Annotated in this window: 13 protein-coding genes; 7 read left to right on the top strand and 6 right to left on the bottom strand. The window is 36.4% G+C overall.

What is annotated here, in order from left to right:
* The first annotated feature begins 719 nt into the window (after nucleotides 1-719).
* On the top strand, nucleotides 720-1283 hold the full coding sequence (locus tag F6K06_RS31180) for an HD domain-containing protein (RefSeq protein ID WP_287244594.1): 564 nt from the start codon (nucleotides 720-722) through the stop codon (nucleotides 1281-1283).
* 306 nt (nucleotides 1284-1589) lie between these two features.
* Here F6K06_RS31180 and F6K06_RS31175 read toward each other — a convergent pair whose 3' ends face one another.
* On the bottom strand, nucleotides 1590-2906 hold the full coding sequence (locus F6K06_RS31175) for an FAD-dependent hydroxylase (protein ID WP_287244592.1): 1317 nt from the start codon (nucleotides 2904-2906) through the stop codon (nucleotides 1590-1592).
* Nucleotides 2907-3084: 178 nt separating this feature from the next.
* Between F6K06_RS31175 and F6K06_RS31170 the strand changes: the two genes are divergently transcribed.
* A complete protein-coding gene (locus tag F6K06_RS31170) occupies nucleotides 3085-4077 on the top strand; it encodes a hypothetical protein (RefSeq protein WP_287244589.1) in 993 nt (330 codons plus the stop codon).
* 131 nt (nucleotides 4078-4208) lie between these two features.
* Here the strand turns inward: F6K06_RS31170 and F6K06_RS31165 are convergent, their stop codons facing one another.
* Nucleotides 4209-5078: a CYTH domain-containing protein gene (locus F6K06_RS31165; RefSeq protein ID WP_287244587.1), complete on the bottom strand. Its 870-nt coding sequence runs from the start codon at nucleotides 5076-5078 to the stop codon at nucleotides 4209-4211.
* A 138-nt stretch (nucleotides 5079-5216) separates the two neighbouring features.
* On the opposite strand from F6K06_RS31165, the gene F6K06_RS31160 reads away from it, so the two are divergent.
* Nucleotides 5217-5339 (top strand): hypothetical protein, encoded by a 123-nt coding sequence (locus tag F6K06_RS31160; RefSeq protein WP_275670435.1) that lies wholly within the window; start codon nucleotides 5217-5219, stop codon nucleotides 5337-5339.
* Nucleotides 5340-6242: 903 nt separating this feature from the next.
* On the opposite strand, the gene F6K06_RS31155 is transcribed toward F6K06_RS31160, so the two are convergent.
* From F6K06_RS31155 to F6K06_RS31145, 3 genes are all read right to left on the bottom strand, one after another.
* A complete protein-coding gene (locus F6K06_RS31155) occupies nucleotides 6243-7187 on the bottom strand; it encodes a DUF1517 domain-containing protein (protein ID WP_124154772.1) in 945 nt (314 codons plus the stop codon).
* Between the two features lie 654 nt (nucleotides 7188-7841).
* Entirely contained in the window at nucleotides 7842-8060 is a 219-nt protein-coding gene (gene thiS, locus F6K06_RS31150) for a sulfur carrier protein ThiS (RefSeq protein ID WP_287244583.1), read from the bottom strand.
* 11 nt (nucleotides 8061-8071) lie between these two features.
* On the bottom strand, nucleotides 8072-9154 hold the full coding sequence (locus F6K06_RS31145) for a thiamine phosphate synthase (RefSeq protein ID WP_287244581.1): 1083 nt from the start codon (nucleotides 9152-9154) through the stop codon (nucleotides 8072-8074).
* A gap of 1380 nt (nucleotides 9155-10534) precedes the next feature.
* Between F6K06_RS31145 and F6K06_RS31140 the strand changes: the two genes are divergently transcribed.
* The 3 genes from F6K06_RS31140 to F6K06_RS31130 all read left to right on the top strand — a co-directional run bounded on the left by F6K06_RS31140 (nucleotide 10535) and on the right by F6K06_RS31130 (nucleotide 15349).
* Nucleotides 10535-12409, top strand: coding sequence for a DUF1565 domain-containing protein (locus F6K06_RS31140; RefSeq protein WP_287244578.1), 1875 nt, complete (start codon nucleotides 10535-10537; stop codon nucleotides 12407-12409).
* A 245-nt stretch (nucleotides 12410-12654) separates the two neighbouring features.
* Nucleotides 12655-13230, top strand: coding sequence for a DUF3038 domain-containing protein (locus F6K06_RS31135; RefSeq protein WP_124146729.1), 576 nt, complete (start codon nucleotides 12655-12657; stop codon nucleotides 13228-13230).
* Between the two features lie 517 nt (nucleotides 13231-13747).
* Nucleotides 13748-15349: a DUF4335 domain-containing protein gene (locus tag F6K06_RS31130; RefSeq protein WP_287244575.1), complete on the top strand. Its 1602-nt coding sequence runs from the start codon at nucleotides 13748-13750 to the stop codon at nucleotides 15347-15349.
* 504 nt (nucleotides 15350-15853) lie between these two features.
* Here F6K06_RS31130 and acsF read toward each other — a convergent pair.
* On the bottom strand, nucleotides 15854-16930 hold the full coding sequence (gene acsF / locus F6K06_RS31125; protein ID WP_124146731.1) for a magnesium-protoporphyrin IX monomethyl ester (oxidative) cyclase: 1077 nt from the start codon (nucleotides 16928-16930) through the stop codon (nucleotides 15854-15856).
* 317 nt (nucleotides 16931-17247) lie between these two features.
* Here acsF and F6K06_RS31120 point away from each other — a divergent pair, with 317 nt between their 5' ends.
* Entirely contained in the window at nucleotides 17248-17727 is a 480-nt protein-coding gene (locus F6K06_RS31120; RefSeq protein WP_124146732.1) for an NINE protein, read from the top strand.
* Nucleotides 17728-18399: the final 672 nt, after the last annotated feature.

Here is an 18399-nt window from a genome sequence, read left to right as displayed (position 1 = left end):
ATCACTTTTTTTTAGTGGTCACTTTTTGGGGCTGGCCTCTCCGATGCGATCGCACCTCTGAGTATTCTATCTCAGGAAGAGGGCATTGCTCCTACTGGTCACTTATTTCTGCCATCCTGCACTAGTTTTTAGGCTAGGCTAATTTGACAACAAAGAATGTTACAAATAATTAAGTATTATAGTAGTTTCCACATTCCGCACTTTAAAATGTAGTGTAAAAAAATACATTAATCATCATCAGAATTTTAGCCAACAAGTTAAGTTTAAGTACGGAATCCACATTCCGTACTGAAAAAATTAGTATCACAGGCTACAACAAATTGTCTATTCAATTAAGTAGAATTACTCGTGGTATTTGGTAGCTTCAAATGAGATCATCAAGCTGATGATTGCCTGATATCATGTCCGGTAGCATCGGTATTGTATAGTGAAGGTAAGGAAGAAGGTATCGGTATCCCCCCTACAAGGGGGGGAAGAAGGCTTAAAAGCTTGAAAAAACATAAATTTCCTGTAGATATTCACCCTTGGTTTTACACAAACGCGCCCCAGTGGACATGATATGATTATTTATTTAGGACTTACGCAGATACGCTATATATAGCGCTCAAAACTATTGTCCAACAGTTAATAAACTCTATAAATAGTGCCTTTGCGTAAGTCCTGTTCTTATTAAAAAAAGTGTCTTTAAAAGTTAAAAATATGACAACTGATAACTGAAAATGAGCACAACAAAACTAACAGAAAAATTTGAACGAGCATTAGTATATGCTCACCAATTACATTCTCAACAGTTACGCAAAGATGGAAGTACACCCTATATTGCTCATTTGTTGAGTGTAACAGCTTTAGTATTAGAAAATGGAGGGAATGAGGATGAAGCGATCGCAGCTTTATTACATGATGCGGTGGAAGATAGGGGAGGTCTGGCAACTCGTCAACGTATCCTGGAATTATTTGGTGAAACAGTGGTGAATATTATTGATGGTTGTACGGAGTCTGAGACTATTCCTAAACCACCTTGGGAGGAGCGAAAATTACGTTATATAAAGCAAATTCGTCATGGTTCTCAATCTGTAAAGCGTATTTCTCTTGCTGATAAACTACATAATGGGAGAGACTTATTAGCTGCATTACGTCAGGAAGGGGAAATAGTTTGGCAGCGCTTTCGTGGAGGTAAAGAAAAAACTATTTGGTTTTATCATTCTTTGCTTTCTTGTTATGAAGATGATAATTATTTGAAGCAAGAATTTATGAGAGTTATTGCTGAATTAGAAAAGTTTTAAATTGAAGAAGGAAGAAGGAAGGAGGAAGAAGGAAGAAGGAAAAATTTTGCGTTGTCTGAGTTTTAATCTTTTAATATTTCCTAACCGTAATTGTGACTACTATAAGGAAAAATTTCTTTTCCTGTTACTTCTTTCCTGCTGACTCCTGACTCCTCTACTTAACAGACAAAATCTGATACCAACTCACTTTAAAAGTTTCACAAATTTTAAATGTTAAATAACTTCCATAAATTACTGTAGCATCAAAGTTTTGAGTCGATAAAATCCGACTTTTGACTTTTGACTTTTGACTTTTGACTTACTAACTTATAATTTCGGTGAAATGGTATGAGCTAACTCTGGATGACGACCAAATAAACCAGTCATTACCCGCAAAGACAAAGACTTAAAAATCGGAACTATTCCCATACCCCACAAACCCAAACGACGAACCGCCACTATAGGCAACACACTAGCAGAGAACATTCTATCCAGAAAATCAGTAACCCCTAAAATTACGAAATTCTCCTTTCTGCGCCAACTTTCATAACGCTTCAATACCCCAATATCTCCAATATCCTCACCTTGCAGATGAGCAGATTTAATAATTTCAGCGATCGCCCCTACATCCCGAATACCCATATTCAAACCTTGACCACCCACAGGATGACAACAATGAGCAGCATCCCCAATTAAAGCTAAACGATGTTGAACATAGCGATCGCTCTGCATCAACTGTACCGGAAAAACGTAGCGATCGCTCAACAACTCCAACTTACCCAACTTTCCAGCAGTGCGATACTCCAACTTGGCCAAAAATTCCTGTTTATCCAACTCCTGCAACGCCTTCGCCTCAGCATGAGGAGCAGTCCAAACTACCTGACAGCGATTTCCCGGCAAGGGCAAAACCCCCATCGGGCCACTGGGCCAAAATCTCTCAAAAGCAATATTATTGTGAGACCTTTCAGTTTTAATCGTCATTGCCACACAAGACTGCCAATACTTCCAACCATGAGTACCAATATTAGCAGCTTCACGAATAGGAGACCTCGCCCCATCTGCTCCTACCACCAACTGAGAGCGGACAGTCAAACTTTCATTTTCACCAGACAAACTGTCTGTATCCTTCTGCTTTAGCTCAACTTCCACAAAATCCGATTTATAATCTACCCGCAAAACTTCCGCTGGACATAACCAAGTAAGTTGTTCGCAGTCTGCCAAAAATTCTTGCATTGCTGTCAACATCACCTGATGTTCTCCCACATAACCCAATCCTTCCTTTGAACTTGGCCTTTTACCAGTAATAGCCAAATCATCAGGATAAAATTGGACAGTACGGGGATAATTACCATCAGAAAGACTAATTTGCTGATATGTAGTGATTTTAGGCAAAATTTGTTGCCAAACTCCGATGCCATCTAATATTCTGCCAGATGTTAAGGAGAGATTATAGGCAAGTTTTCTAGCTGCAACTACAGACTTAGGTTGACTTTCAATTAATGCCACTTTTAAGCCAGAATTTTTCAAAGCACAAGCAAGAGCAGTGCCAGCGATACCCCCACCGACAATAACTAAATCGTAATCTAATTTTGGTTTAACAGTTGTTTCAGATAGAGAATTTTGGGAAAGTTGCTCTATTACCATATTTATCAAAAATAATCAAGTGCCTAGTAATTTATACTCTCCCTATATTGTGGCGCAACTTTTCGGAAAAATCTGAGTGATTTTTGACTGAAGAGAGAATTTGAAGAAGGAGTCAGGAGACAGAATTAAAGTGCTATAGTGCTAAACTATTAGGAATTCGTCAAAATATTGATTTAAAATGAGTCGAAATATTCGCCTCTTTCCCTCCTATTCTCAAAGAGAAAATCAGACTACAAACCATTGTCTCCTGATTCTCAAAATGCTTTATGAAGAAAATCCTAAATTTTTATCGGAAGTTTTGAGTAAACTATTAGGTGAAGGTTTATCTGGAAAAGTTGGAGTCAAATTCACTCAACAAGTAAGAAGAAAACAAAGCACTCCTGATGGAGAAATTACTCAAGAACCTTTCTCTATTTTTATTGAAACTAAAAGGGGAAATAATTTTGATGAAGGACAATTATTACGTCATCTAGAAAGCCTCAAGCAAAAGCAAGGGGCAAAAGTTCTTATTGCTCTTGCTAACTATGAACAAGATGAACCTAATGATCCGGCTTTTTCCAATGTTAAAAAGATTGCTGAAGCAGATAAAATTTTATTTTTACCTATTAGTTTTGAATATTTTCTAGAGTCAATAAAAGTGGAAGGTTTACCAAAAAATCTAGCCGATGCGATCGCCGACTTAGAAGAGTATTTTGATGAAGAAAATTTGTTACCTTCTTGGAAATATCGTCTAGATGTTGTGAATTGTGCTGGAACTTATGATGATGTTATTAAACATAATATATATGTTTGTACAGCAAAAGGTGGTCAGTATAGTCATCGTCGCAGTTTGTACTTTGGAGTCTATAGAAATAAACAAGTAGACCGGGTAGCTAAGATTGAAGCAGTTGTGGATATTGAGTCAGAAGATGAGTATTCTATTAAGTGGAAAAACGTTGATAAATCGGACGAAGAATTAGTTGAAATTGCTAGAAATCGTCGTAGTTATATTGATAATTCATGGTATCCAGCAAGAGTATTTTTATTAGCTGATTTACATCCGACTAATTTTCGCAAGACGACTCCTGGGGGTATGCAAAGCAGTAAAAGATACTTTTATATTGGTAGTGTGAATGATGTTACAGATTTAGCCGAAAAATTAAAGGATGAAACTTGGAAACAATATCAATAAAAATTCACTACTTTATATTACCTCTTTATTAGTAGTAGGGTGTGTGAGCGGAACGAAGTGGAGTATCACGCACCATTTTTCCCCATTGGAGTTTTGCTCAGTTACCCTGTCGCTAACAGCACCCTACTAAATTAAGTAGCCAAAAGAGATTTTTTTTCTGCCAAAAACATATTTTGAGATTGATTTCCTTGGCCATAAACATAAGCAGTTTTAGTCATAGGGTGAAAATTTATCCATTCCCATTGTTGTTGCAAAGCTTTAAACAAATAATTTGTTCCTTGAATCATTGGCATAGGAAATTGTTCTAATTTTTTTGGAGATTCTAAAAATTTTTTAGGTAGACGATATTTAAGTGAAAATTCTGCAATTAACGGTAAATTATCTGTTGTATTTAAATACCATAAACTTAGATCGGTTTTCACAATATGTTTGTCTCCAAATTGTAAATTTGCTAGTTTCCTTACCACTTCAAAAGCCCGAAAATTCTTGACTAACTCAATTGAAGTTTGTTCGGGAATATCAAGAGCTTTTAAACCAGGAAATAATTTTGCAACCTGTTTAATATTTTCAAAATTAGGCTGCCGATTTTTAGTTACAGATATTGACTGAGAAAACTTGCTTTTAAATGGGGGAATTATATCTTCTTCAAACTTCGTTTTACCTGGTTTTGTTGCCGACAAATCCTGTGAAGCTGACAAATAGCGGTCTGACTCACGATGTTTGAGAGTTATCTGATATTTTGGTTGATGATATTTTTTTTCTCGCCTAATTCTCAGGATAAAACCATGATGACGTAAATCAAAATTTGGTGTATCTAAGTAATAAATTTGTCTATATTTTTCTTCAGTTTGTTGGCTAATAACTTTTCCTTGAAACTGTTGTGTCAATGACTCAACTAAATTGCCAAATCTTTCTACAGTATGAGTACGGTCATAAAATTGATTAATGTTGAGAATTAATTTGTATTCTCTAGAATTAATTGCTTGGTTGCAGTTCTTCATCACTAATTTTTTATTGCATCTGTGTACGAGTTATAATTACCTCAAACTTATTGATTCAAATTTTAAGTTTGAGGAGATTTTTTACCAGATGCGACCCTGAGATAACTGATAGTTAATTTGTGAAATATATGGATTAATTTGAAGAAGGAGACAGGAGACAGGAGGCAGGAGACAGGAGGAAAATTACATGGGGATTCGCTCCCCCAAGTAATTTTGAACACCCCCGTTGACGGTGGGGTATTAAACCCACAAAGAAAATGATAATAACTATTCACATTATATATTAGGCAATAAATTTTACCTAATATATCCTGGCTATGCTACTATTGTTAAGTTACAATCAAATATTGATAAATTCCGGAATAATCTTATACCAATTTGATAAATGTTTGCTACAAATGACTAGCCTCTTTATTCGGTAGGGGAGCCGTCGGATTGGCGACGTACAGGACCCAGAATTAATGGCTTCAATACCAGGTTTTAGGTCATAAATTCTCTTTTTTTGTCAAAGGAACATCTCCTATAAAATATTTTAATCGCACTTATTTATTCGTAACATTTTTTTTGAGAAATGGTATTACATCATGTCTGGATAGTTAGTGATCAAAAAACTTTCTCTTTTTCCTACTCTTCTTTCTTCCCTCCTGACTCCTGAATCCTCCATCGTTTATTTATAAGTATTCAACCGGACATGATATTACTGCAAATTCATCAATCTTCCAGGAAATCAGTAATATATCAAAAATCAAAAATAAATATTCCCCACCCTTACAGAAATTAAGAATGGAGAATATTACAGTTTAACAAACAGTACAGTAATTGGTAGTCCTGCAGGCGTAATGGTATAGCAATGAGCGCTGGTATATTTACAAATTGCAGCAGGGGCCAAATAGCTAAAAGTCTTATATTATCGGCAATTTATTCCCCCTGTTGCCTCTCTTGGTGCGCATTCCCTCTCTTGGTCAGCATTCCCTTGCGACTGGCGTCGTCGCGGGGTCGCACCGCTGTTGCCTGTTGCCTGTTGCCTGTTGCCTGTGCACAGCGCTATAAATGGAGACAAGCAATACTCACAACCGGAGCAAGATACTCCCACTTGCTATACCCTGACCAAAAAATCACAACTTCGGTTCTTCCTTCTTCCTCCTTCCTTCTTCCTTCTTTTGATTAAACCAATTTAAGATTTGGATACTCAGCAACCATATCCTCAGAAGTCAAAGTATCGCCACTCGCTTGAGGTGTCCATAAAACTTCAACAGCTAATAACTGCTCGCTAGAAATAGTACCCATTTGACTTAAAGCACGTCTTACATCTTCTGTACTATTAATAACTGGCAACTGTAATTTACCTTGAGTACCAACAACAATAGTAACCACAATATATTCCCCTGGTGCTTCAGTTTCCTGAGTTACCAGTTCGCCATCAGTTTCACTAACAGGTAGAGAAGTTTGAAGGTTTTTATCAATTAATTGATTATTGTAATTAGAAAGAGTCTCCTCAGAAAACTTACTGCGTTCAGTCAGAGCATACTGATTAAACTTTGCTTCTGCCGAGTCTAGCTTTGCTTGTTCACTTTGGGCAGATCCATAAGCCCAATATTCAGGGTGACGCAATAAAGATAATGTAGCTTCTTGGAGAACTTGCGCTCTACCCGCAGCAGAACCAGTATCAGCATTTTCCGCTATTCTATCAAGGTCTGTTTGTAAACTACGACCTTCTGCCAATAAACCAACTTGTACGCTAGCAACAGAAACTGTAGGATTATTACTATAGCTGTCAAACTCATCTCCCTGAGTTGCTCTTCGGAAACTACTAACTAAGAAATTAGCGATCGCAATAAAAATCAAAATTGTAAACAGACTGCCAAACCCACCGAAACCAAAGAAAGGTAGTAAAAATGGAAAGCCAATACCACCCCCAGGATAGTAACCACCTCCAGGACTACGGGTAGGTGATGTATAGGTGCGACTGGGCATTCTAAATGACCCACCGCCAATGCGACCTCCACTCCGAGCGGCTAAAGCTGCATCAGCTTGACTGAAGACTAAAGTAAACACTAGTCCGATGACAAAGACAGATTTTACGATCTGTGAAAGCAATTTTTTATTCATAAATAATTGTTATTATTTCTATACTTCTTTCTTTAATGTATAGCTTTCTTTCTAGACTTTGCAATCAAAGCTTGGTGTTTAATTATTGGGATATCCGTACTTGAATCACAAAATATCAAAAATCAAAAATTATGTAGTCGAGGTTACAGTCTAGTGCGGCTACGCGGAAGTCATGCATTTAAAAGCGAGTGCTAATTGGCGTCTCCTACGGGGTGTATAAAGTGCGGAAGTAATTCCGCACACAGCCCCTCCAGAATGTAAGACGCACATCTGACAGTCAATCATTTTTGATTTGTAATTGTTCGCGCGATTTTGTAACTGGTCAGTTATTTCCGCCATCCTGCACTAGGTTATTTCAGTTATCAGTTAACAGTACCTCCTACTAAAGTAGGTAGGAGGCTTGAAATACTGAATTTTCTTTATTTTTTAGTCAAGTATATTTGTCTAAGTCTTAAAATATATAGCACTATAGTTTTTAGTTACTATAATCAGGTAGTCCTGTAGATCTAGTGATATTTATAATTAAATCCCTTTCACTGCCAGAAACAAAACTACAAAAATCACTACTTGTACACCACTACCTATAACCATATATAAATATAAATCCCCGTTTTTAGCCTATCAAATCTCACTTCTAACTTCTAACTTCTGACTTCAATCAACACCACCCCCCACAATAGTAACTATTTCCAAGTTGTCCCCTGCTTGTATTTCAGTTTTGTCCCAAAATTGTCTATGTAAAATCTCACCATTATATTCCACAGCTACTAACCGAGGGTTTAGCCCCAACTGTTCCAGAAAATTAGGTAAAAGTATATGAGGTAAACAAGTATGGGTTTCTCCGTTAACTTTGAGCGTAATTTGACTTGACATTCTAGTAATATTTAGATTTTTTCTGGTAATATATTATGAGAGCGTAGGGCTTGATAACGATTTAGTTGAGAAAGAAAATATTGAGTTACTAAAGTTGGTTGCTCTGCCTGCATAATTGCCCTAACTACAGATACACGCTCCGCACCAGAAGATAGAACTTCATCACAATTTTGCATATCAATTCCACCAATGGCAAACCAAGGAATAGTACAATTATTCACAGCATAACTAATGTATTCTAAACCTGCTGCTGGTTTATCTAACTTAGTAGGAGTTTCATATATTGGCCCTACTCCAATATAGTCCGCTTCTTCTTGAATAGCTCGCTTCATTTCTTGTGGGTTTGTAGTGGAACGACCTACAAGTTTCTGAGGGCCAAGCAGTTGTCTAGCAAGTTGAACTGGTATATCATCTTGTCCTAGATGAACTCCATCTGCATCCACAGCGATCGCCATGTCTACTCGGTCATTAACAATAAATAGAGCGCCGTAGCGATGGCAGAGTTGACAGAGTTTTTGAGCTTCTGTCAATCTTGTTATATCGTCTGCTGTTTTATTGCGGTATTGGACAAGAGTTAACCCTCCCTGAAGAGCTGCTTCTACTATATTGATTAATTTATCGTTGGGTGAGGTAACTAGATAAAGGTAGGAGTTTTGTAATTGCTGATATCTTCTATAGGCGAGAAGTCCACTTTCTATAGTATAAACTCGGTAACGCATTTGTTTACAAGCGGAACCCATTTGAGAATTATAAATTTTTCCGTATTCTTCTAAAACTCGTAGTGCTTCTTCTAAGCGACAGAAGTTAACTTGTAGCAGTTGTTGAACATCTGAACGTTCCTCTTCCTGTGGATGAGTCAATTCTGTACCTGGATCGCCAGGGGTATTTCGGGACATTCTTAATTCTGTACTATGCCAACTCCCAATCTCTTGACGTAGTTGTTTACATTCATTTGCCCAATGTATACTATTGAGGCCAAACCTGCACCATTCTTCTATAATTCTTAGACCTTCTCTCGCCCTATCTAGGTTGGCATCCAAAATTCGGCGAACCCCAGGCTGTACATTTTGACCCCAATTATACTTATCACTCATAATAATTACCCTATAAATTTTAATCCTTATTCTCAACATAACTATAATCTTGCTCTCTCAAATACAGAGGGGCAGACTATGAGAAATTTTGCTATTAATATAGACCGTTTTATAGTATAATATTGCCTGCAATACAGAATTTAATTATTGTTCAAATAATTCCTGAAATAGTTTAGCTATTAGGATTACGACTGTAAGACCAAGGTCAAAATAGTTAGGCCATATTTAGATAAATTCTGACTTTAGGGCTGCAAATTTTTGTTAGGTTAACTAGATATTTCTATAGCGATCGCTAAAAAAAAATAGAAATATAAAAAAGGGAAGGAAAAAGGAAAGTAAAAAGATTTAATTTTGGCAACTACTAGGGATGTATAAAGTAAATTTCATGGGAGGTATAAGCCATTTAGATAAGAAATAATTTCTATGTTTATCAATCAAAGCTACTCCAATAATTTCTAATTTCTATGAAATATTAACTTTTTTTGCTCGATAGCTAATGAATGGATAGAAGCTGGAAATAATCAAGAATGACTGGCAAAAAAAGGAACACAAATAGTGATGATATGATTGGAGAATACTAGCTTTCACCATCAACAAGAGCATATAGCAATTCCCAAAAAGCATGAGGTAAACGCATTGGTTTGTGTTAAGGAACAGGGAACACCGCATCTGGGATATGGGAATAGGCAATAGAATAGAAACAAAGATAAAAGATAGGTGTGTCTCACGCTCTTTGAGAAACGCTATATCCATAAATGAAGGATAATTACAGTATTTTGAGAATAGTGAGGTACAGTTTAATACTAATCTCTATTCCCTAAGAGCGTAAAAATTTGTACTTCATTAACTCTAAAACTGACGAATTTAAATAGAGGAAATGCTTACATTACCTACGGAATGCTGCGCAAACAGCTATTAGCTGTCAGCTCTCATCAAAAGAAGGGGATTTTAATGAATATAGACTGTTTCAGCCAGCTTTTATAGTAAGTATAAATTTTAACTCAATTAGTAAAGTTTTTATCTAAAATTAAAAGCAATAGCTGATGGCTGAATGCTTACGAGGTAATGGTTTTATCGAAGTTGAAATGTACAATAACCTTAACTAAATGCTTAATCCTAAATAGTATCGATCGCCAGGGAAAAATAGACTTTTTAAATAACAAAATTATTGGCAACAGCAAATATATTTGGGTAATTGCAAAGTTCCATTCATCACTATTAAAATTAGCTTTGGTAACTCTAGTCAGACTTATCGACTATCCTTAACAATCAACCTCTCTTTACAAAAATTAAAAGATTTGTTCAAAACATCTATAATAAGAGATACTTGACAAAATATAATAACTAAATTGTCTGTCACAGTTTCCTAGGAAGAAAGCCGTGAAACAAATATTTATCCTTTTTTCGCAGGAAAATAATCAAACAAATTTACTGCGTAAAATCAACTTTTTATCACCTATTTTAGCCACTGCGCTACTAGGGGTATTTACTTCTGCAAGTTTGGCAGTACCATTTTCAAAACAAGTAGCCCAATCCCCAGAAACTCCAGCTAATTCTCAAATAAATGTACTTTATGTTAGTTCATCTATTGGTAGTGACTCTGGAGATGGTACTAAAACAGCTCCTTTGAAAACTATTACTTATGCTTTGAAAATTGCTCAACCTCACACAACAATTTTACTTGCTCCTGGAACTTACAATAGACGAACAGGTGAAAAATTCCCTTTAATTTTGCAGCCAAAAATTACCATCAAAGGTAACTATTTTAACCGTGGAAAAAATGTTTTGATTCAAGGTGGAGGTAATTTTAATAGTCCGACTTTAAATCGGAAAAATATTACAATAGTAGCTGCTAATGAATCTAATTTAAGTGGCGTAACAGTCATAAATCCTAATCTTCAAGGTTATGGTTTATGGATAGAATCTAGTGGTTGTGTTATTAGTAAAAATACTTTGAGTGGTAATACTGTAAATGGCATTTCTATAGCGGGTAGTAATACAGCAATTATTCAGGAAAATAATTTCTATGAAAATGGCGTAAGTGGCATCACAATTTATCATAATTCTCAGCCGGAAATTAGAGATAATTTGTTTCAAAATACTGGTATTGGAATGAAAATATCTGATGATGCTGCTCCAAAAGTAGTGGGAAACCGTCTGATTGAAAATCAAAGTGGGATTATTATTCAAGGAAATGCACGCCCAATTTTGCGGGGTAATTATATTGAGGGTAATAGACAGGATGGAGTAGCAGTGATCGCTAAATCATTACCAGATCTAGGTAATTCTCAAGAACCTGGTCGTAATACTATTCGTAATAACATTCGGTATAATATTTATCATGCAGTAAAAGGTCAAACTCTTCCTGCTTATGGAAATTCTTTAGGAGGCGGTCGTAATTATGGCAGTATTGACATTGCTGGGAAAATTGCTCCACCCCCGCGAGTTGCTCCTTTGCCGAATATTGTAACTACCCCTACAGTAAATCGAGAAACAGAGTCTGTCCAGGAAAAGTCTGTTACGGAAACTGCATCGACTGAACCAGAAATTCAGACAACCCCAAAGAAATCAAATATTTCAGCTTCAGCAGAAAAATTACAGGGGCAGAACAGTTCTGATAGTATTATTTCACGACAAAGACCGGGAAATTCTACGACAATTCTTATCCCTGTCCCAGCTCCAGAAACTACAAGGTCTAGGGGAAATTCCTACCAGACAACAACTCATCAAGGCAACTTACAAAGACTACTACAAACTAATCCTAATTATCAGAATACACGAGCAATTGAAATACCAGTATCGCCACCAGAGTCAGGGAGCAGAACTTTAGAAAGATGGCGAAATTTGCCTCCAAGCAGCACTAACCCAAGTTTTGAACCCACTACCCCAGTTGCATCTCCTGGTTTACTATCTGTACCAAGCACAAATATTCCCCTTGGTCGTGGGGGTTATGTACCTCCTGGTATTGGCAGAAATCAAAATCCTAATCCCAACCCTTTGCCTAGACTATCCTTACGTCGTAATTCTCAAAGTCGTGCTGCGGCCTTGGGTCTACGTTATCGAGTAGTTGTTAATGTCAATAATGCTGCTCAGACCTATAAGTTGCGATCGCTTGTACCAGATGCTTTTTCCACGAATATTAATGGTAATTCAGTAATGCAGGCAGGAGCTTTTCGTAGTCGTCTTGAGGCCGATCAACTATTAAAAGTTTTACGGAATAATGGTCTGAATGCCAAAATTATACTTATTAACTGATTCAGAAATCAAACAATTATTTTTCAAAAAAAATATTGGTAAATAGACATAGGCGTGAAAATCAAAAATCAAATCAATTCTTATCCATAAATTATCAATTATTTTTCCCTGTTGCCTGTTGCCTCTTTTGGAGGAGATGTCTAATAAATATTTTGTCAAATAAAGTTTTCCGAATAGTAGACACAATTTGGCAAAGTACGACTACAATAGACGTGCTTGTAATAAATTTTTAAGAGGTCTATAATATGGTAACATCTGCTGCTCCCGGCAATACCTCAGTTTTTATACTGCCTTCGAGACAAGATTATACCCAGCCTACTGTGGCCAAAAAAGTTCGGTCAAACCAGATTAGAACAAAATTGGACATGGAATTATTAGCCTTAAATGTTTTAACAGGAATTAATTCAGACAGCATATTGCGAGTAGCGAGTAAATTGAATATATCTCCCAAGTTAGCTGATGAACTGACTTTAGTGGTAGATGAAAAACGGGGAATGTCGGCAAACCAACCTCTGAAAACAGAGGAAGCGAAATCTTTCATTTTAGTTATATGTCACTTGGCAAAACAAAACCAAGCATTAATTCGTCGTGCAGTAGCATTAATGGAACAAGTGGCTGCTCAAAATACTAAACCTCAATCAGTTACTTTATTAAGAGAATATCTTGAGAAATTTAAAAAAGCATATAAACAATATCACATATACTCTGAAAATACTTCCCAGGATAACCCAGAAAAATTAGCTCTAAAATTATTAGTGAATTTGTTATTTTATAGTTCTCCTCAAGGGTGTAGTCGTCTTTGGTCAAGTCTGAAATTTTAGATCCTGAAATCATACTAAATTTTTAGTATGAAGCAAAACGCTTAAGCAGAATTCAAAATACTGATTTCACAAAAAATTAAAAAAATCAATTGATTGATTAAAAAAGTTTTAAGCATGGTAGAGAATTAAGAATGATTGAGTAAACGGTAAATTTCAGATAATTTAAACTGTTTCATACCTTAATTCTCTTTTGATTTTTTGAGATAAAATTTATCCCTGTATACTAAATTAAAAAAATTATATGATGATATCTTAACCTCTTGGCTACTTATCTATATAACTCAACTATAATTAAATTGATATGAGGAAATTATTGTTAAAGCTGTAGATTAAGATAATTTAATCTTTTCTCTGGCGGGTTTAATACACCACCTTACAGGTGGTGCTTAAAATTATTTAGGGCGATCGGACATGCACGCGGTCGGTGGTTTACTATCTATAAGCAATTTTACCCTCTGCCTTCTGCCTTCTGCCTTCTTCCTTCTTCCTTCTTCCTTCTTCAATCAAATGTTTTCAAATGCCTTCACGAAGTTATACTCCCCCAACTTGTACGCTAAAATTTACAGCTAGAGGTTTAGCGGTCTTAAAATGGATCGGTATTTCCAGAAAACAACGCTTTAGCCTTAGTTTTGATGATCCCAGGGTATCAGAAACAGAACATATTACACTGAGGGGTGGCCGCAGTGAATTAGACGCTCTCCACAAAGTTGTTACCACTTATGTACAAGAATTTCTTAGTAAATCTCCTGAATTACCTCTAGACAATGAAAATAATAAAGGAGAAGAAAACAATAGCACTGCAACAGAGTCAAACTCACAAACAAAAATTCAGGAAGAGATCACCGAAGTTGCTGATGCCAAACTTTCGATACCTAATTCCCCACCTCCAATAAACGGTCAAACTATTTATCTACAACCACGAGACTTATTAAACCACGATCTATTTTTGGGGTCTCTAGCGACTAAAGAGTCAGGAAGTTTTATTACCATGAGTATGTTGCAACTATTTGACCTGGCGATTGCTCTAGATGAATGTGAAGCAGATATACAGACATTACCTCAGTTTAAGTCTGACAGTGAAGTTACACCTCTTCCTGAATGGTTGCGGAGTGCGGTACTAATTATCATCAGCGCTGGTCTAACAGTTAGCGCCATTAAATTATATGACCGCTACGCAATTAGTCGCAAACCACAAAATGAGCCTAATATTATTGCTTCTCCACCAAGCAATAGTTCACCAATTCCAACACCACCAACAAATTTACCAACACCAACACCAACAGTAACTCTATCACCATTACCAACACCACCAACAAATCTACCAACACCAACTATTACTAGACCATCTCCAATTCCTACACCATCTCCTCTATTTCCTAGACAAAACCCCGCGTCACCCGCTCCGAATAACTTGCCACCACCTCTGAATGATTTTTCTCGTCCTCCTCAAAATCAGGGAAATGCTACAACAGTAGTTATTCCCGCACAACCAACAATACTGCCACCAGTTCCTGTTGCACCACCAACGACACCGCCACCAGTTCCTCCACCAGCAATACCTAACTATGGGGTGTCAGTACAACCAAGACCTCCTGTACAACCGCCCCCAAATTTACAAATTCCACCTGCACCAAACCGACCTCTACCACCAGCACTTAATAGAGGAGGTGGGGTAAGACCTTATGTAGATGTGAGTCGTATTCCGGTCAATGTTCCTAGAGCAATTGATTTACCGACCTTGGAAGATGTAGAACCAGTTGCTTTACGCGATCGCGAATCTGTGGTTGAACCTAGTGAAAATGCTGGCAGGAAACCGAAATCTACATTATTCGATCGAATTCCTCAAGTTGCAGAGGTAAGAGAATATTTTGAAAAAAGTTGGGAACCGCCATCAGATTTAGATAAGAATTTGCAATATAGTTTGTTATTAAATGGTGATGGTTCGGTGAAAAAGGTAACTCCAATTGGTCTAGCATCTGTTGAGTTTTATGGTAATACAAAGATGCCTTTAGAAGACCAAGTTTTTGTCTCTAATATTGAGGGTGACAAGACTGCTAAAATTCGATTGGTTTTGAGACCAGATGGTCAAGTTCAGACTTTTTTAGAGTCTTTGAATTAAGGAGTTATATCAAGGGAGTAGTCTGGAGTGTGGAGTGTGGAGTCTGGAGAGAATTTAGAAAGATTTGCGGTCTGGTTGAAGATGAAACATTGTTTTATATCCAATTAAGTGGATTTGATATTAGACATCTCCAATCATCCAAAATACAGCCAATCATAGTACATAAATTATCAATTATTTCCCCCCTACTCCCTACTCCCTCTTTTCTTAAATAGGGTTTGCTGAATAAAATTGTAATTAATACCTGTAAAGGCTTCCAGGGTTAAATATTTATGAAAAAGTGCAAGGTTTTTGGCTGTTGTAGTCTCAAAATGCTAATACTTTTCCGCTGAAATGCCGAAAATTTGGCCGTAGCAGATAGTCTAAACTGTTGCCTGTTGCCAGATGATCTGTTGCCTATCATCACCATAAGACTTTTTCAGCAAACCCTAAATAAAACAAATAAAAAAATAGCCTTGGAAATATCACAAGGCTATCAAGCGAGGTTAATTATTAAAAACTTCTTTAGCGAACAGAACTCTGCATAGTAGCAGTTTCAATTGGCTTCATAAAATATAGTTTCAGGAACTGCCAACCATTAGACAGATAAAGAGGTAACTTCTGGAAAAGCTTCACAACACCTAACTTATTAGAATTAGCGATCGCCGTTAACTTTTCATTATTCTTAATACAAACTTCTAGTCTTTCATAAAACTGAGGATTTTCTACATCCAAAATTACTGGAAAAACACGTCCTGAAGTTTCATTAGTCTTCTCAATTACATACTTATCATAATCACGAGCATTCAAACCAATAGCAGCATAAAAATCAGCTCTTTGAATGTCATTCAAATACATAGTCGCAAATACAGAAAGTAAGAAAAATCTACACCACAATTTTGCTCTCCAGTCATTTAAAATTTGTGGTTGTGCCCTCATAATAGCATCAAAGAAATCTCCATGACGATTTTCATCCTGACACCAATTTTCAAAGAAACGGAAAATAGGATAAATTCTATCTTCTGGATGAGCTTCTAAATGACGATAGATAGTAATGTAGCGCCAATAACCAATTTTTTCCGATAGATAAGTAGCGTAGAAAATAAACTTTGGTTTAAAGAAAGTATACTTACGACTTTTAGTCAGAAATCCTAAATCTAATGATAGATTAAAATCTGACATTGCCTTATTTAAAAAACCTGCATGACGAGCTTCATCTCTGGACATTAAATTGAAACATTCAGCCAAAACAGGGCTTTTATCTTTGAGACGACGACCCAATTCTTTGTAGAGTAAAAAACCAGAAAATTCCGCCGTACAAGAACGTTCTAGAAACTCAACAAATAACCTACGAGTATCCCCATCAATATGATCCCATGATTGGGCAAATTCTTCATCCCGAACAAAATGATGGCGGTTATAATCAGTACGAAATTCTTCTAGAATAGCTATTAATTCATCTTCATTGACTGAGATGTCCATTTTAGCCATCTCATCAAAATCTGTTGTGTAGAATCTAGGAGTTAGAATAGTTTCTTTTGAGGGAACTTTAACCCCTGGTCGCATTTCTTGAAAATCTGGTTTTTTTAGAGAATCTACCATAAGTTTTGTTGTTTTCTTAATTTATCAATCTATGCCTGGTTTGGAGAATGAGCAAGAAAGTATTATATTTTCCACGCTATATAGTTTACCAAGGTCTAGGGGACTGAAGTACATAGTTTTTGTTAAGAATTGCAAAGTATCTATACCTATAAGAAATAGCCCATTATTATCCTACTTCTCAGTATATTTAGAGTTATTAATGTTTTCCACATTATATTCTTGGACTAAGATGGTAATAATACTAAGTGCCCATAACGAAAATTAAGTAACTAGGCAAAACAGTATATTAATTTCAGAAAAATAATTTTTGGGACTAAATGAATAGTATAAGATACAGTTACCTATTTTGGGGGGCTTGCGTCCTAGGTCTTAACGGATGCCATCGTTTATACAATGGCAAAATTTTGACTGGTCTACTTTGGCTCTTTACTGGGGGTTTATTTGGAATAGGCCAATTTATTGATTTGTTGTTAATTCCCAATATGGTAGAAGAACACAATACTAAAGTCAAAGCAAAATTAGGTATTTCATCCCAAGGAGTACCACTATATCAATCAAATGGGGCGGTCTCTATGAAAGCTTCTCCTCCACAAACCCGTCAACAGTTAATGGTAGCTTTACTCAGGTCAGCTTCTACTAAAGGAGGAAAGTTATCTGTTAGTCAGGGTGTCATGGCAACAGGAGCTAGCTTTCTAGAAGTAGAAGAAGCTCTCAAGGAAATGCTTAAAACTGGTTATGTTAGTGTGGATAACCATCCGGAGACAGGAATTGTAATTTACGATTTCCATGAGTTGTAATTTTGCCTACCAATAATCATTACAAATATGTTATTGATTACAAAACCTTTATGGTATCTTTGCTCGTGGTATATGTTTTTATCTGCAGGAGTCAAGATTACTGAGTCAGAAGTCAGGATATTCAGTTAGACAATAGTGGAAAAAGGTAGAAGAATGGGTAGTCTTCCTCGCTTAATGGTATACAAGAACAAGGGACTCCTGGAACAGGGGCATATTCCTCCCACTGCTGTAGGTAACAAAAATAATGACAATACACTAATTATATAGAAACCATTTGCTATCTTTTACACTGAGTTCTATCACGCTGACTATACATTTTTTTAGTTGAATAAAAAGTCATGCGTATAGGCAAACACAATAACTCATTGTATATACATATCACAATTTTTGTGAGGATGCAACCGAAAATCCTTTGACGCGCGATTTTTTTTCAGGAGCCTCATAAAATAAAAATGTTGATAATTTTCAACCCACATTCCGCACGACAAAATGTAGTATGCAAAGATGGTAAAAGTTGAGTAAGTATTTAGACTGATAGTATGGTTTAAGAAGCGATATAGCTGCCGCTAGGCTCCGCCAACGCAAATCATCAGTTGCCGGAACTTACCTTACCAATAGACATCTCCAAAAATTGCCAAAGTTTCTCTATCACGCTTCGCGATATAGCTGCCG

This window comes from Okeania sp. SIO1H4, assembly GCF_010672695.1.
Lineage (GTDB): Bacteria > Cyanobacteriota > Cyanobacteriia > Cyanobacteriales > Microcoleaceae > Okeania > Okeania hirsuta.
Note: the sequence above shows the minus strand (reverse complement) of the source record. Positions and strands in the feature narration are given on the sequence as shown.

Coding starts and splice junctions, on each gene's coding strand:
- F6K06_RS31180 (WP_287244594.1), top strand. CDS start 720: ATGAGCACAACAAAACTAACAGAAAAATTTGAACGAGCATTAGTATAT.
- F6K06_RS31175 (WP_287244592.1), bottom strand. CDS start 2,906: ATGGTAATAGAGCAACTTTCCCAAAATTCTCTATCTGAAACAACTGTT.
- F6K06_RS31170 (WP_287244589.1), top strand. CDS start 3,085: ATGAGTCGAAATATTCGCCTCTTTCCCTCCTATTCTCAAAGAGAAAAT.
- F6K06_RS31165 (WP_287244587.1), bottom strand. CDS start 5,078: ATGAAGAACTGCAACCAAGCAATTAATTCTAGAGAATACAAATTAATT.
- F6K06_RS31155 (WP_124154772.1), bottom strand. CDS start 7,187: ATGAATAAAAAATTGCTTTCACAGATCGTAAAATCTGTCTTTGTCATC.
- thiS (WP_287244583.1), bottom strand. CDS start 8,060: ATGTCAAGTCAAATTACGCTCAAAGTTAACGGAGAAACCCATACTTGT.
- F6K06_RS31145 (WP_287244581.1), bottom strand. CDS start 9,154: ATGAGTGATAAGTATAATTGGGGTCAAAATGTACAGCCTGGGGTTCGC.
- F6K06_RS31135 (WP_124146729.1), top strand. CDS start 12,655: ATGGTAACATCTGCTGCTCCCGGCAATACCTCAGTTTTTATACTGCCT.
- F6K06_RS31130 (WP_287244575.1), top strand. CDS start 13,748: ATGCCTTCACGAAGTTATACTCCCCCAACTTGTACGCTAAAATTTACA.
- acsF (WP_124146731.1), bottom strand. CDS start 16,930: ATGGTAGATTCTCTAAAAAAACCAGATTTTCAAGAAATGCGACCAGGG.
- F6K06_RS31120 (WP_124146732.1), top strand. CDS start 17,248: ATGAATAGTATAAGATACAGTTACCTATTTTGGGGGGCTTGCGTCCTA.